Source organism: Pseudomonas sp. B21-053, assembly GCF_026016365.1.
In the GTDB taxonomy this organism is placed as follows: Bacteria; Pseudomonadota; Gammaproteobacteria; order Pseudomonadales; family Pseudomonadaceae; genus Aquipseudomonas; species Aquipseudomonas nunensis.
Window position 1 is genome coordinate 2,229,057 of record NZ_CP087205.1, and the last position, 13,574, is coordinate 2,242,630.

General features: G+C 58.6%; 13 protein-coding genes. 11 read left to right on the forward strand and 2 right to left on the reverse strand.

What is annotated here, in order from left to right:
- Positions 1–6: 6 nt before the first annotated feature.
- The 8 genes from LOY68_RS10185 to LOY68_RS10220 are packed head-to-tail and all read left to right on the forward strand — an operon-like array spanning position 7 to position 9,181.
- Entirely contained in the window at positions 7–2,226 is a 2,220-nt protein-coding gene (locus LOY68_RS10185; RefSeq protein WP_265044336.1) for a polysaccharide biosynthesis tyrosine autokinase, read from the forward strand.
- A gap of 38 nt (positions 2,227–2,264) precedes the next feature.
- Complete coding sequence (locus LOY68_RS10190) at positions 2,265–3,347, forward strand: glycosyltransferase (protein ID WP_320110092.1); 1,083 nt, start codon at positions 2,265–2,267, stop codon at positions 3,345–3,347.
- 14 nt (positions 3,348–3,361) lie between these two features.
- Positions 3,362–4,474 (forward strand): polysaccharide pyruvyl transferase family protein, encoded by a 1,113-nt coding sequence (locus LOY68_RS10195; protein ID WP_265044339.1) that lies wholly within the window; start codon positions 3,362–3,364, stop codon positions 4,472–4,474.
- A complete protein-coding gene (locus LOY68_RS10200; protein WP_265044342.1) occupies positions 4,471–5,691 on the forward strand; it encodes a polysaccharide biosynthesis C-terminal domain-containing protein in 1,221 nt (406 codons plus the stop codon). The genes LOY68_RS10195 and LOY68_RS10200 overlap by 4 nt, the downstream gene beginning before the upstream one ends.
- The gene (locus LOY68_RS10205; RefSeq protein ID WP_054615595.1) at positions 5,691–6,794 is read left to right on the forward strand and encodes a hypothetical protein; all 1,104 of its coding nucleotides are present in this window, start codon (positions 5,691–5,693) and stop codon (positions 6,792–6,794) included. The genes LOY68_RS10200 and LOY68_RS10205 overlap by 1 nt, the downstream gene beginning before the upstream one ends.
- An 11-nt stretch (positions 6,795–6,805) precedes the next feature.
- A complete protein-coding gene (locus LOY68_RS10210) occupies positions 6,806–7,837 on the forward strand; it encodes an acyltransferase family protein (RefSeq protein ID WP_265044344.1) in 1,032 nt (343 codons plus the stop codon).
- Positions 7,837–8,064: a hypothetical protein gene (locus tag LOY68_RS10215; protein ID WP_265044346.1), complete on the forward strand. Its 228-nt coding sequence runs from the start codon at positions 7,837–7,839 to the stop codon at positions 8,062–8,064. Before LOY68_RS10210 ends, LOY68_RS10215 begins: the two co-directional genes overlap by 1 nt.
- Entirely contained in the window at positions 8,051–9,181 is a 1,131-nt protein-coding gene (locus tag LOY68_RS10220; RefSeq protein ID WP_265044348.1) for an SGNH/GDSL hydrolase family protein, read from the forward strand. The genes LOY68_RS10215 and LOY68_RS10220 overlap by 14 nt, the downstream gene beginning before the upstream one ends.
- Before the next feature lie 119 nt (positions 9,182–9,300).
- Here LOY68_RS10220 and LOY68_RS10225 read toward each other — a convergent pair whose 3' ends face one another.
- Positions 9,301–9,711: a mannose-1-phosphate guanylyltransferase gene (locus tag LOY68_RS10225; RefSeq protein WP_265044349.1), complete on the reverse strand. Its 411-nt coding sequence runs from the start codon at positions 9,709–9,711 to the stop codon at positions 9,301–9,303.
- 44 nt (positions 9,712–9,755) lie between these two features.
- A complete protein-coding gene (galU, locus tag LOY68_RS10230; RefSeq protein ID WP_265044351.1) occupies positions 9,756–10,589 on the reverse strand; it encodes a UTP--glucose-1-phosphate uridylyltransferase GalU in 834 nt (277 codons plus the stop codon).
- A 292-nt stretch (positions 10,590–10,881) separates the two neighbouring features.
- On the opposite strand from galU, the gene galE reads away from it, so the two are divergent.
- From galE to LOY68_RS10245, 3 genes are all read left to right on the forward strand, one after another.
- Positions 10,882–11,898: a UDP-glucose 4-epimerase GalE gene (galE, locus tag LOY68_RS10235; protein ID WP_265044353.1), complete on the forward strand. Its 1,017-nt coding sequence runs from the start codon at positions 10,882–10,884 to the stop codon at positions 11,896–11,898.
- Positions 11,899–12,132: 234 nt separating this feature from the next.
- Positions 12,133–12,369, forward strand: a complete 237-nt coding sequence (locus tag LOY68_RS10240) for a hypothetical protein (protein ID WP_054054211.1) — start codon at positions 12,133–12,135, stop codon at positions 12,367–12,369.
- A 138-nt stretch (positions 12,370–12,507) separates the two neighbouring features.
- On the forward strand, positions 12,508–13,569 hold the full coding sequence (locus LOY68_RS10245) for a polysaccharide biosynthesis/export family protein (protein ID WP_054054323.1): 1,062 nt from the start codon (positions 12,508–12,510) through the stop codon (positions 13,567–13,569).
- The last annotated feature ends 5 nt before the right edge of the window (positions 13,570–13,574 follow it).

Below are 13,574 nucleotides of genomic sequence, written 5' to 3' on the forward strand. Positions count from 1 at the left end.
TCACTTATGCAGTTACCGTCAGTAGTCGGCACCCGGGACAACGAACGAGATGATATTGATCTTCTCGGTATATTCGGCAGTTTAATTGACCAGAAATGGTTAATCGGCGCGCTCACCGGAGCATTTATGCTGACCGGCGTGGCCTATGCGATTTTGGCGACGCCGGTGTACCTGGCGAACGCCGTGGTCCAGGTTGAACCGAAAAAGAACGACATGCTCGGTTTTTCCGACCTCAACAGCATGCTCAATGGGCAATCGCCGTCGGTGACCGAGATCGGCATCATCAAGTCCCGCGCGGTGATCGGCAAAACCGTCGACGACCTGCACCTGGATATCGACGTCACGCCCAACACCTTCCCGGTCATTGGCGGTTTTCTGGCCCGGCGCTACAAGGGTGACGCTGTTGCGCCACCGCGTTTCGGCCTGAGCAGCTACGCTTGGGGCGGTGAACGCCTGGACATCGCACAGCTCAACCTGCCGGAAGAACTGTTGGGCAAGAAACTGACGCTGGTGGTCGGCGAGCAGCAGCGGTTCCAGCTGTTCGATGACAACGACAATCTGTTGGTGGACGGCGTTGTCGGCGAAGCCTTCGCGCAAAACGGCATCGAGGGACGGATCGCCGATCTGGCCGCCAATCCTGGCACGCGTTTCCAAGTGGTGCGCAGCCCAAGAATCGTCACCATCCTCGATTATCAGGATGACCTGGACGTGTCCGAGCAAGGCAAGGAGTCGGGCATTATTCGCCTGGCCCTGGCCAGCCCTGACTACGCCCAAGCGGTGACGATCCTCAATAAAGTCGCCTCGTTATATGTGCAGCAAAACGTCGAGCGCACCTCGGCCGAAGCGGCGCAAAGCCTGGACTTTCTGCAAGCTCAACTGCCGCAGGTCAAGAACGACCTGATCAAGGCCAGCGATGCCCTCAACGGTTATCAAACCCGTGGCAAGACGGTCAACATTTCCCTCGAAACCCAATCGGTGCTGGAACAGATCGTCACCCTCGACACGCGCATTTCCGAGTTGAAGCTGCAACAGGCGGAGCTTGATCGCAAGTTCACCAAACAGCATCCGGTCTATCGCGCGTTGATGGCGCAGATCGGAGAATTGACCCGTCAGCAGAAGAGCCTGGAGAGCAAGGTTCAGGACCTGCCTGCCACGCAACAAGAGTTGCTGAACCTGACCCGCGACGTCGAAGTCGCCTCGCAGATCTACACCCAGTTGCTGAACAAATCCCAGGAGCTGGACATCGTCCGGGCCGGGGCGGTGGGCAATGCGCGGCTGATCGATGCGGCGGATGTCGACAAGACCACTCCGGTCAAACCGCGCAAGGCGCTGATCGTGCTGATCGCGACCTTCCTCGGCGCGTTTGTCGGTGTGGCCCTGGTGCTGGTGCGCAAATCCCTGAGTCGCGGTCTGGAAGGGCCGGAAGCCATCGAGCAGCTCGGGTTGCCGGTGTATGCGTCGATTCCCTACAGCGCGTTGCAACAGGAAGAGGACAGTAAAAAACTGCGCCTGAGTGATGAATCGCGACGCCAGGCGTTCCTGTTGGCCCTGCGCAATCCGACCGACCTGTCGATCGAGTCGATCCGCAGTTTGCGCACTTGCCTGCACTTCGCCGGGCTGGATTCGACTAACAACCGCATCATGATTTCCGGCCCGAGCCCGCAGGTCGGCAAGACTTTCGTCTCGTCCAACCTCGCCGCCGTCATGGCGCAAAGCGGGCAAAAAGTTGTGCTGATCGATGCCGACATGCGCAAAGGGCATCTGCACAAGACGCTCAACACACCGATCACCAATGGCTTGTCGGACCTGCTGGTCAAGCGCTGCAGCCTGGAGCAGGGCATTCATGAAACCGAGGTCGAGAACCTGCACTTCATCAGCCGCGGACAGGTCCCGCCTAACCCTTCAGAGCTGTTGATGCACGCGAACTTTCGCGAGCTGCTGGCACAACTCAGCGAGCGGTATGACGTGGTGATCATCGATACGCCACCGCTGCTGGCGGTGACTGACGCCGCGATCGTCGGGCGTGAAGCCGCGATCAGCCTGATCGTCACCCGTTTCGGCGTGAACCCCGCCAAAGAAATCGAACTGACGATCCGTCGATTTGCCCAGAACGGCATCCAGTTGAAAGGCGCTGTGTTCAATGGCGTCGAGAAGCGTGCGTCGAGCTATTACGGGAACGGCGGCTACGGCAATTACAACTACGAGTATGCGTCCGACAAGGCTTGATTCGGCATTGGCGTTACCTGAATGGAAATGGGTGGATTGTGAAAAAAATACTGCATGTGGCCGAAACGATTAAGGGTGGCGTGGCGACCGTTATTCGCACGATATCGGCGCCTCCCGAGGGCCAGGCTGCGAACTATGAGCTGGTGTATCTGATCCCGTTCGATCAGCGAAAAGAGCTGCACGGCATTGAAGAAAAACAGATCCGCACCTTCGACCGGACCAAGCGTGATGTGCGCTCGTTGCTGCGATTCGCCTGGCAATTGGGCCGTTTGATCTTCAAGGAAAAGCCCGATGTGGTGCATTTGCACAGCACTTTTTCCGGGGTGATTGGGCGTTGCGTGTGCGTGCTTTTGCGGCCGTGGCGGTCACCGAAAATTGTCTACTGCCCGCATGCCTTTTCATTTTTGATGGAGAGTTCGCCGGCCAAGCAGAAGGTCTATTCGCTGATCGAGCGGCTGTTGCAGAAGGTCACGGACGTGATTATTTGCGTCAGCCAATACGAACTGGATAAGGCCGCGCGGTTTGGCATCGAGCGCCGGCGGATGAAGTTGATCTACAACGGCATTCCTTACAAAAACGATGAGCCGAAGACCACCGGTCAAGCACCGATTCATCTGTTGTTTGTCGGGCGGCTCGACTATCAGAAGGGCTTCGATGTGTTGCTCAAGGCATTTGCCGGCGTAAAGCGCACCGATCTGAAACTCACGGTGGTCGGCAGTGCGGTCAACGAGGACAGCGTCGACTGCCCGGAAATGGACGGGGTCGAGTACGTGCCGTGGGTGACGCCGGCCGAAGTGAATGCGCTGTATCAGGCGGCGGATGCGCTGATCGTGCCGAGTCGCTGGGAAGGCTTTGCCATGGTGCCGCTGGAAGGCATGGCCATGGGGCTGCCGGTGATTGCCAGTGACTGCACGTCCTTGCCCGAACTGGTCACCCACGGCGTGACCGGCTACGTGTTTCCCTCCGGCGATCATCAGGCACTCACCAAGCTACTGGTGAACATCCAGAAGCCCGGCTTGCTGGCGCTCGGCGTCCAGGGGCGCGAAAAGGTCCGTGAGCGGTTCAGTGCCACGTTGATGATCAAGCAGACCTACGACGCCTATTCAGCTCCCACTTATTAAGTAGATATCAGCTTATGAACGTAACGATTTTGCATGGCTACAGCGCCTCCAACTCCGGTGACGGCCTGCTCGTGGACCTGGCCATCGCCCTGGTGCTGCGAAACTTTGGTGCCGACACCTCGATCAGCGTCGTGGCCTCGGACCCGAAATCCTTCCATTATTTGCCGTACCAGCGCCATGACGCGCCGGTGATGGCGGCCAAGGGGTTGGGGCGGGTCAAGCAGGCACTGTTCCTGAATCACTCCTACGCAGGGCTTGCGGATGTATTGAAGTCGAGCGACCTGATCGTCGGGGTCGGCGGCGGCTACATGCGTTCCAAAAGCGCCTTCGAACACATCAAGTTGAAACTGGGACACGCCAAGCAACTGGAAACCGCGATCCTGAGCAAAGTGCCGTCGGTGTACCTGCCGCAAAGCATCGGTCCGTTCCACGGTGACGGCGGCAAGATCGTCGAGCATTACGCCCAGGCCGACGCGGTGTTTGTACGCGATAACCGCTCCTCGGAGCTGTTCGGCACCTATGAAAATGTCTACCGCGCACCGGACCTGGCCGTGCAGGCGCTGGCCAGCAAGATTCTGCAGCAACCCAAGTTCACCCGTTGCGCACAAACGCCGGCGGTGGTCTGCGTAGTGCTGCGTAAACCACCGGCGTGGAGCAAGGAAAAGAAGGCCGGTTACGTGGCCAATCTTAAGTTGCTGCTGCAGCGCTTGAAGAACAAAAGCAAAGTGGTGTGCGCGGTGCAAAGCGCGGTGCGCGGCAACGATGATGGCGCGTTCTATCGCGAGTTGGGCATTACCGAAGACTTGCTGCCGTTGAAGGCCACCCTGGCCAAACACCAGCCGGACCTGGTGATTTCCGTGCGCTTGCACGGCGCCATCGAATCGCTGCTGGCGGGCGTTCCGGCGTTCCATATCAGCTATGAGCGCAAGGGCTTTGGCGCCTATCAGGACATGGGCGTGGAGGACTGGGTGATCAATGGCGGCGACATCAATGTCGAGCGCATTATCGACACGGTTTACGCACCGAATGCCCTGTCGCGGTTTGGCCAGAAGCTGACCGACACCTGCCGGGAAATCGAAGCCAAGACCCTGGTCATGGACGGGATCATCAAGGGCATCGTTCGATGATATTTCGGCTACTGCTCCGGGGCGGAGCGTTAGGCGCGAAGTTTCTGCTGGTGTTGGCCATCACCCATTACCTGGGCTATGACGCGTTGGGTTTTTACGGCGTGGTGGTGGCCGCCTCGTTGATAGCGTCGAAGTTCTACAGCGTCGGTTTCAGTTCCGAGATCAATCGGCTGATCAGCGTCGGTCGCAGTTCGCGCTGGGTGGTGGATAAGGTCCTGCTGTTGTACCTCGCCGTGGGCATCGTGTTGTCGCTGGCGACGGTCACGGTGTATTCGCTGTTCCAGGGAATCGAAGCGAGCGCCGCACTGATCGTATGTGTAGCGCTGTTGCTGCTCACTGAGCACCTGTCGTTCGAAATCAATTCCTTCGTGTTTTCTGCGCAGAAAGCCACTTTGGGCGCGCTGCTGTTCTTCATCAAAACCGGCCTCTGGGCGCTGTTGGCCCTGGGCGGGATGATGCTCGGCTGGGTCACCGACATCGCCAGTGTGCTGTGGTTGTGGGTGGCGGCCAATGTGTCGGTGATGGTGGCCGGTTACCTGATTGTGGTGAACGTTCACCGTGGACGAGTGACTGCTGCGCTGACCACGGCTTCGGTGTGGAAAGCCGGGTTGCCGTTTTACCTGGGCACGGGACTGATCGCGTTGAGTCAGTACGCCGAGCGCTTTCTGATTATCGACCTTGAGCCCTACGCCAGCCTCGGCAAGTACGTCTACGCTTGGTCGGCGGCCAACACCTTGCAAGCGCTGTCCTACGCGGTGGTGGCGGTGGTGGGCATTCCGGTGCTCGCCAAGCGCTATCAGAACGACCAGCAGCCGCTGAGCGTCCGCCAGTTGTTCGTCAATCAGTGGGTGACGCGCGCGCTGCTGCTGTCCGGCGCCGTGGCGTTGATGATTGTTGTGTTCTTCAACGTCGTGCTGGATTACGTGGCGACGACGGTGCCGCGTCCGGATAACGACCTGCTCGCGGTGCTGATTTTTTCCTTCGCCCTGCGTGCCGTTGGCGACATCGTCTGGGGTGGTTTGATCGCGTCGAAAAACAGTCGGGTATCACTCGCCAGCGCGGCGATTTGTCTGCTGGTTTCGCTGCCGGTCAGTTACCTGCTGATCAAGCACTATTCGATTTATGGTGCGGCCTGGGGCAATGTGTTTTCGATCTGCGTGCAGCTCGGCGTCATTGCTTTGCTGACGCGGTTTGTTCCCGTGAAGGTGACCGCGTAATGGCGCTGAAATTGCCTTCCATCGAGTTTCGCGGCAGAAAACTCGACTCGTCCATTTCGTTCCTGATTCTGTTCAGCGGTCTGTTTCTGTCGGTGGCAATGCCGCTGCTGATGCACCGCGATCCGGGACCCGATGCCATGACGTTGTGGTCGTCCTACGCCCGCGCCGATAACTGCAACTTCTGGAATCCGTTCTCGCCGGATCGCTCCTCCTACGAATGCTCGGCGTACCTGCTGCGACCCACCGGCATCAACCTGACCAACGCCTGGGCCTACGGGATGGCGTGCAACCTGTTCCTGACGGCGGTGCCGGTGCTGATGTTCCGGCGCATGCCGCTGACGATCTTTTTTACCCTGTGTTTGTGGGGTGTGGTGCGCTCGTTTTTCCTCGAAAACCTGACCAAGGAAATCATCGTTTCGGTGGCGATGATTTCGATTCTGCTGTTCTCGTTTTCCCGGCGGTATCGCGGCGGATTTTTCTGCTCGGCAGTGATTTACGGCGTGCTGATCCGGCCCTACTGGATCCTGTTTTCCCTGGCCTGGTTCGGCGTGTGCGTGATGAAGAAGTACGTGTCGCGGCTCACGTTTTTCCTGATGCTGTTTCTGTTCTACCTCGCCATCGCCACCGCGATTCAACTGGTGGTCGGTTATTCGGTGTCGTCGATTCGCGCCAGCAACAATGAGCTGCGCACGGCGGGGGAGGAGGGCTCGAAGTCGTTGATCGTGTCCTGGCTTAGCGGCGGCGACTTCGTGTCGCAGGCGCTGGACTCGATGATCATTTTCTTTCGCCTGTCGTTTCCCGTGGAGCTGATTTTGCTGTCCGGTCTGGGCCAGATCATCTTCGTGGTGTTGATGATGATGACGTCTTTGTTGATGTTCAAAATGATCACGTCCAGCGACTACAAGGGCGTGCGCATCGACACCAAGGTCAGAGAGCTGATCGCCATTCCCCTGTCTTTTTTGCTGGTGCAGGGTTTGTTCGAACCGGACTTCGGTTCCTTCGCCCGGCATTTTTCCATGGTGGTGCCGGTGCTGTTCATGGGCCTGGGTTTGCAGCTGCGCGCGAAGAAACCTGTGCCGGTTGAAGCAAGAATCCTGAGCTGAGGTTGTGCGTTATGTCGAGCAAGAAAAAGTCGCTGGAAATCGAAACCCTGCGCGGCCTGGCCTGCCTGCTGCTGGTGCTGTATCACGTCATCGGGCCGCTGGGTGGCGGCTTGAAAATAGACGTCGGATCGCCGTTCCGGGTGATCGCCGACTCCATGGTGTACGTGCGCATGCCGCTGTTCACCTTCATCTCGGGCTACATCTATTCCCTCTACAAAATTCGTGGCAATGACTTCCAGGCCTACGTGGTCGGCAAGGTCCGGCGTCTGATCGTGCCGTTGTTTTGCGTGGGTGTGCCGTTCTCGGTGCTGCAAGCGGTCGGGCCCGGAGTGAACAAAGACGTGGGCGTGATCGATGCGCTGTTGTCGTTCTATGTGCCGATCAACCACTTCTGGTTTTTGCAGGCGGTGTTCATCATCTTCATGTTTGTCGGGCTGCTGGAGTGGCGCGGCTTGTTGCAGACGGTGACGCGTCAGTACCTGTTGCTGGCGTTCGCGGCGGCGGTGTTTCTTCTGCCACCGTTTGCGGTGGACGCGTTCGGCATCAATGGCGCGGTCTATCTGCTGCCGTTTTTTGTGCTGGGGATGATTGGCCATGAGAAGGTCAGCGAGATCAGGCAAACGTTCAGAGTGATCGGGCCGTTGGTGTTTGTGTTGATCTCGCTGGTGCTGCTGTATGTGGCGACGGTGGATCGCGTGTTGATCGTGGATCGCCGTAGCCTGGTGGGTTTGCTGGTAGGGTGTGTGTCTTGCGTGGCGCTGCTGTCGAGTAACTTGCAGGCGCGATGGTTGATCTGGCTCGGTGGTTATTCCTATGGGATTTTCCTGTTTCATGTGCTGTTTGCCGCCACTTCGCGATCCGTGCTGGGGCGCCTGGGAGTTAGTGATGACAGCGTTCTGGTGCTCAGCGGCGTGACCTGTGGCTTGCTGGGGCCGGTGCTGTTGTCGAGCATTTTCAGTCGCTTCAACTTCACCTCGGTGCTGTTCCTAGGTGAGCGCGCCGCCCGCAAAAAACCGCCGATCATCGCAATGGCTAACCCGTAATGCTCCCCGTAGCAGCTGCCGAGCACCGCGAGGCTGCGTTCGGCGGCGAAGCCGTCGTGAGATCGGGCGACGCGGTGTTTCAGGAAGACCGCGCGCTCAGGTTTTACGACGGCTTCGCCGCCGAACGCAGCCTCGCGGGGCTCGGCAGCTGCTACGAAAGTGTGTTTAACCAACAATTAGCTGTCGCCGTGGTGGCGGATAAGGAAGTGACGCATGTTTGCAGTTGATGAAGTGCGTCCCGCACCGGCTTCGGTGATCGAAGTGGGTGACGCTCGCGAGCGGTTTGCGCAATGGCGCGAAGGCAAGGCGGGGAAGGTGTTGGCCATTTCGGTGATCGGCGACAGCTATAGCGCGGGGCAGGATTTTTACCTGAATAAACTCGTCCAGCGGCTCACCCACGAGGCGGGTTTCGCCGGGCCGGGTTATGTCGGTTTCAACCACGGCGCGGCGCTTGGCGGGACGCACTACAAGTACACCCGTGGCAGTGAAAAGTATTTTGGCGGTGGGTGGGACGTGTCCGGTCTTGGCCAGGCCAGTCCTGACAGCCGCACGATTACCGGCCAGCCCGGCGCTTATCTGGAGATCGATGCGCGCCCGACAACCAGCGTTGACACGTCCATCGCCCAGGCGAAGTTGCTGTATCTCGGTGACGGGAAAACCAGTGAGGTGCGCTATCGTTGGACGGCTTCAGACACGTGGCATTCATTGCAGCTTGGCGGTTCGGGTGTCCAGGAGGTGCTGCTGCCTGGCGCGTCTGACACGGCCGCGTGGGCGTTTCGACTCGAAGTGGTCAAAGGCGCGCCGACCTTGTTCGGTCTGTGGCTGAGCAATCGCGAGGGCGGCGTCAGGGTCTCCAAACTCGCAGCTTCCGGCGCGGCCTCCGCTGATTTCTATCACAGCGACGGCCCGTGGCAGGCGCAGTGGAAATCGGTGGTGTCGAAGATTCCGGCGGACATTTACCTGATCATGTTGGGCGGTAATGACCAGGGTTTTGGCGTGAAACCCGAACAGTATCTGGCGAACATTCAGGGACTGGTGCGGATGGTGCGCGAGATTCACCCGGCGGCGAGCATCAACCTGATCCTGCGCCAGGACACCACACGCTCAAGTGCGTATCCGATGTCGGCTTATGCACAGGTGCTGGAACCCTGGGCGCGCAAGGAACACCTGGGTTACGCGAATATGCAGTGCGCGTTCGGCGCTGACGTCAAACGCTATGCCTTGGGCGGACCCGCGCCGATGATCGGCCCGGACCGGATTCACCCGATCCCGGGGGCGGGAGGGCGGGTGATTGCGGATTATCTCTACAGCCTGATCGTCGCGCCGCAGACTACCTGCCAGTGAGCGAGACGCAGAACCTGTAGGAGCGAGGCTTGCCCGCGAAAGCGTCATGTCAGTCGATAACTTGTTTGACTGACACACCGCCTTCGCGGGCAAGCCTCGCTCCTAAAGGGGCGGAGTGTTCAACGCATGCCTTTCTCGAAGTGCTCCAACTGACTCATCAGCTCGGCAGTCTTGAGTGGCATCAGCTGCGGATCACACCGGGTTTCCACTGTGATCACGATCGCAGGATCGCTGCCAACAACACGCGCCCGGAAGCGCCAGTCGTTGAAAATCACTTTCAGCCCGGCGCGTTCGTCGATATCCAGCGCCTGCTCGCCGTAGAGGTTTTTCAGGTAGGCGAGGAGCGCGTCAGGATCGCGAATGGGCCGGCGGATTTCCCCTGACGAAGGAAACACCCCGATGCGTTCCACCATCAACAGCGAGCCCAGCCAGGTCTCGGCCGGAGAGGGCAACGACGGATTCAGTGACAACCAGGCCATCACCCCGACGTTGCCCTGTTCAATGTCTGCCGAGTTTTTTGCAATGTTCATAATGGCCTGCCTGATTGAAGAGTGAGCGACGGTTGAGAGCCTGATCAGAGGCCCTTGAGGTACAGGTGCTCGTAGCAGAAGTTGGTCGCATCGAGATAACCCTCGGCACCGCCGCAATCGAAGCGCAGGCCGTCGAACTTGTAGGCCAGCACGCAACCGTTTTGCGCCTGTTTCATCAGGGCGTCGGTGATCTGGATTTCCCCACCTTTGCCGGGCTGGGTATCGGCGAGCAGATCAAAGATGTCGGGCGTCAGGATGTAGCGGCCAATGATCGCGAGGTTGGACGGGGCATCTTCCGGGTTGGGTTTTTCCACCATGCTGCTGACGCGGTAGACGTTATCGGCGATCAATTCGCCTGCGATCACACCGTACTTGTGCGTCTGGTCACGGGGCACTTCCTGAATGGCCACGATCGAGCAGCGGTATTTCTTGTAGAGCTGGATCATCTGGGCCAGCACGCTAGGGCCGTGCAGGTTCAGGCACAGGTCATCCGCCAGCGACACGGCGAAAGGCTCATCTCCGATCAATGGACGACCGCTGAGAATCGCGTGGCCCAGGCCCTTCATTTCGACCTGGCGGGTGTAGGAGAAGGTGCAGTTTTCGATCAGTTCGCGGGTGCCGGCGAGGAATTTCTCTTTGTCGGTGCCGCGAATCTGATGCTCCAGCTCATAGCTGATATCGAAATGATCTTCCAATGCGCGCTTGCCCCGACCGGTGACGAGGGCCATGTGTTGCAGGCCGGCGTCCCGTGCTTCTTCTACCGCGTACTGGATCAGCGGTTTGTTGACGATCGGCAGCATTTCCTTGGGCATGGCTTTGGTGGCCGGCAAGAAACGCGTGCCATAACCCGCGGCGGGGAATAAACATTTACGAATCATAAAAATATCCTGGAAGTCATGGGCGCAGCTAAACAGTCATTGTATGTTTCACAATTAAGCGGCTACTTTAATACCTGACATCGGTTGTTAATGGCAATTATTGTCAGGTGTATAACAGCGTAATGTTATGAGTTGTCGGTCGACGGCTCGTTAGTTATTTTTCGTCGGTATCTGTTGATAGTGGTGAGCGTTTCAGAGTGCTAAATAAGTACCCGGTATGACTGTCTGGTCGAAGTAATTATTGATCGGCACACGTTATTGCGTACTTCACGACCCCACTATGGACCGCTCTATGAAGATTCTGGTAACGGGTGGCACCGGGTATATCGGTTCGCACACTACACTTGCGCTGCTTGAAGCGGGTTTTGAGGTGGTGGTGCTGGACAATCTTTCCAACAGTTCCGACGCTGCGCTGCATGCCGTGGAAGCCATCTGCGGCAGAAGTGCGCTGATGATTCACGGGGATGTCTGCGACCGAGCCTTGCTCGACCGGATTTTCCAGCAACACGCGATTGATGCGGTCCTGCATTTCGCCGGGCTCAAGGCCGTCGGCGAAAGCGTGCGCAAGCCGCTGGAGTATTACGAAGCCAACGTCGGCGGCAGTATCACGCTGTGCCAGGCGATGGCGGCTGCGGGCGTGTTTCGCCTTGTATTCAGCTCATCGGCCACGGTGTACGGCGCGCCGGAGCAGATGCCGATCCGCGAGGATTTCCCCACGGGCAACCCGACCAATCCCTACGGCCAATCCAAGCTGATCGTCGAGAACCTGCTGCGAGACCTATGTGTGGCCGAGCCGCGCTGGAGCATCGCGCTGTTGCGCTACTTCAACCCGGTCGGCGCCCATGCCAGCGGCCACTTGGGCGAAGACCCGAATGGCATCCCGAATAACCTGGTGCCCTACATCAGCCAGGTGGCGGTGGGCAGCCTGAAAGAGTTGTCGATTTTCGGCGACGATTACCCCACGGCGGATGGCACCGGCGTGCGCGACTACATCCACGTCGTGGACCTGGCGGACGGGCATCTCAAGGCCTTGCAGTCGATTTCCCAAACCACCGGCATCAACATCTGGAACCTCGGCACCGGTGACGGCTACAGCGTGATGCAGGTATTGCACGCGTTTGAGCAGGCGTCGGGACGGCCAGTGCCGTACCGGATATTGCCGCGCCGCTCGGGTGATGTTGCCGAGAGCCTGGCCGACCCGTCCAAGGCTGCCCGTGAACTGGGCTGGAAGGCGACGCGCAGTTTGCAGCAAATGATGACTGACACTTGGCGTTGGCAATCAAATCATCCGAAGGGTTATCTCGGATAAGTAGTGATTGTGCCGAATGTTATAAACCGACAGGAATGTTAGGTAACGTCGGGAAATTAGGCTGGAGTTACTTCCGGCAAATCCGTAGATATAAGCCCTGCCGTTCGACATCTATCAATCAAGTTTGATTGTGGATGAACAACGGATCTTGTTCGCACTTTTGCGGCTTGATCTTTCCACCTCTAACTGAATGCTGTGTTTTCTAACATAGCAGAACGTTAGAAAGGAGTTGATATGAAGAAAGTCATGGCAATTGCCCTGTTGTCGATGTTTGGCAACTGGGCGTCCGCGGCGGAAGCACCGCTGACACAAGCAACTAATGTCGCCGGTAACGTAGCCGCTTCCACAGCGCCTGCGGCCAGTACGGCGATGGTTGCGGGTGCAGTGGCCGCTTCCAACAGTGGTGGCAACGCCAATGGCGGAACCACCGGGACCACAGGGACTACCGGGACAACCGGCACCAGTAACTGAGTCTCTCTGCAGGTGTAATACAAGGTCGCCCGATGCAAGTCGGGTGACCTTGTTGGATTTGCCCTTGAATAGCGTAGTGCCATTATGAATCGTAGTTTTCCTTTTTTGTTGTTGGCCAGTATCGCTTTGCAAGGTTGTATGTTTTCCCCGGGGCAATACCTGAGCACCAGCGATATCACGCGCCAGGGCGCCAGTGAAAGCAGCCGCGTGGAGCTGATTCCGATCACGCCCAAGCTCATCGCGATGGACCGGGCGACGCAGAAACACACGTCGCTGCCGGCGGAATTGTTGGCGACGCCTGGCGAATACCGCATCGGCAACAACGATGTCCTGTACATCACGGTCTGGGATCATCCCGAGCTGACCGCACCCTCCGGCGCGCAACAGCAGATCGATGCCAATGGTCGCCTGGTGCGCTCCGACGGCACGCTGTATTACCCCTATATCAAGGAAGTCCAGGCCGCCGGCCGGACCATCCAGCAACTGCGCGCGGACATCTCCGAACGCCTGTCGGCGTTCATTGCCGACCCGCAAGTGGACGTCGCGGTGTTGCGCTTCGCCAGCCAGAAAGTCGTGGTGTCGGGGGCGGTATCGAAGGCCGGTCCGCAACCGATTTCCACCAACCCGCTGAATGTCGTCGAAGCCCTCGGTACGGCTGGCATCGACCCACAGAATGCGGATTTGTCCGGCCTGCTGCTGACGCGCAACGGGCGGGTCTATCCGCTGAACCTTGATGCACTCAACCAGCAGGATTCCGAACTGCAGAACGTCTACCTCAAGGGGGGCGATCAGCTGTACCTGCCGTACAACGACAACAAGCGCATCTACGTCATGGGCGAAGTCAATCAGCCGCGCGCGCTGACCTTCAAGACCGGCACCATGAACCTGTCCGATGTCCTCGGCTCGGTCGGCGGCTTGAGCCAGACCACCTCCAACGGCAACGCCGTGTACGTGATTCGCGGGGTGGAAAACCTCGATGTGGAACCGGCGAAAATCTACCAGTTACAAGCCGAGTCGCCGACCGCCATGGCGCTCGCCACGCACTTCAATGTTCGGCCCCAGGACATCGTCTACGTGGGCCCTGCCAATGTGACGCGCTGGAACCGCTTCATCAGCCAATTGGTGCCATCGGCGGCCATTCTCGGCGTGGGCGCTTCCTCGGCGAAGAACCTGAGTGAAGTCCGCGATAACGGCAAATAAGGTCA

What these genes read in the sequence shown, in the direction of transcription:
- LOY68_RS10185 (WP_265044336.1), top strand. Translation starts at nt 7, where the DNA reads ATGCAGTTACCGTCAGTAGTCGGCACCCGGGACAACGAACGAGATGAT.
- LOY68_RS10195 (WP_265044339.1), top strand. Translation starts at nt 3,362, where the DNA reads ATGAACGTAACGATTTTGCATGGCTACAGCGCCTCCAACTCCGGTGAC.
- LOY68_RS10200 (WP_265044342.1), top strand. Translation starts at nt 4,471, where the DNA reads ATGATATTTCGGCTACTGCTCCGGGGCGGAGCGTTAGGCGCGAAGTTT.
- LOY68_RS10205 (WP_054615595.1), top strand. Translation starts at nt 5,691, where the DNA reads ATGGCGCTGAAATTGCCTTCCATCGAGTTTCGCGGCAGAAAACTCGAC.
- LOY68_RS10210 (WP_265044344.1), top strand. Translation starts at nt 6,806, where the DNA reads ATGTCGAGCAAGAAAAAGTCGCTGGAAATCGAAACCCTGCGCGGCCTG.
- LOY68_RS10215 (WP_265044346.1), top strand. Translation starts at nt 7,837, where the DNA reads ATGCTCCCCGTAGCAGCTGCCGAGCACCGCGAGGCTGCGTTCGGCGGC.
- LOY68_RS10220 (WP_265044348.1), top strand. Translation starts at nt 8,051, where the DNA reads ATGTTTGCAGTTGATGAAGTGCGTCCCGCACCGGCTTCGGTGATCGAA.
- LOY68_RS10225 (WP_265044349.1), bottom strand. Translation starts at nt 9,711, where the DNA reads ATGAACATTGCAAAAAACTCGGCAGACATTGAACAGGGCAACGTCGGG.
- galU (WP_265044351.1), bottom strand. Translation starts at nt 10,589, where the DNA reads ATGATTCGTAAATGTTTATTCCCCGCCGCGGGTTATGGCACGCGTTTC.
- galE (WP_265044353.1), top strand. Translation starts at nt 10,882, where the DNA reads ATGAAGATTCTGGTAACGGGTGGCACCGGGTATATCGGTTCGCACACT.
- LOY68_RS10240 (WP_054054211.1), top strand. Translation starts at nt 12,133, where the DNA reads ATGAAGAAAGTCATGGCAATTGCCCTGTTGTCGATGTTTGGCAACTGG.
- LOY68_RS10245 (WP_054054323.1), top strand. Translation starts at nt 12,508, where the DNA reads ATGTTTTCCCCGGGGCAATACCTGAGCACCAGCGATATCACGCGCCAG.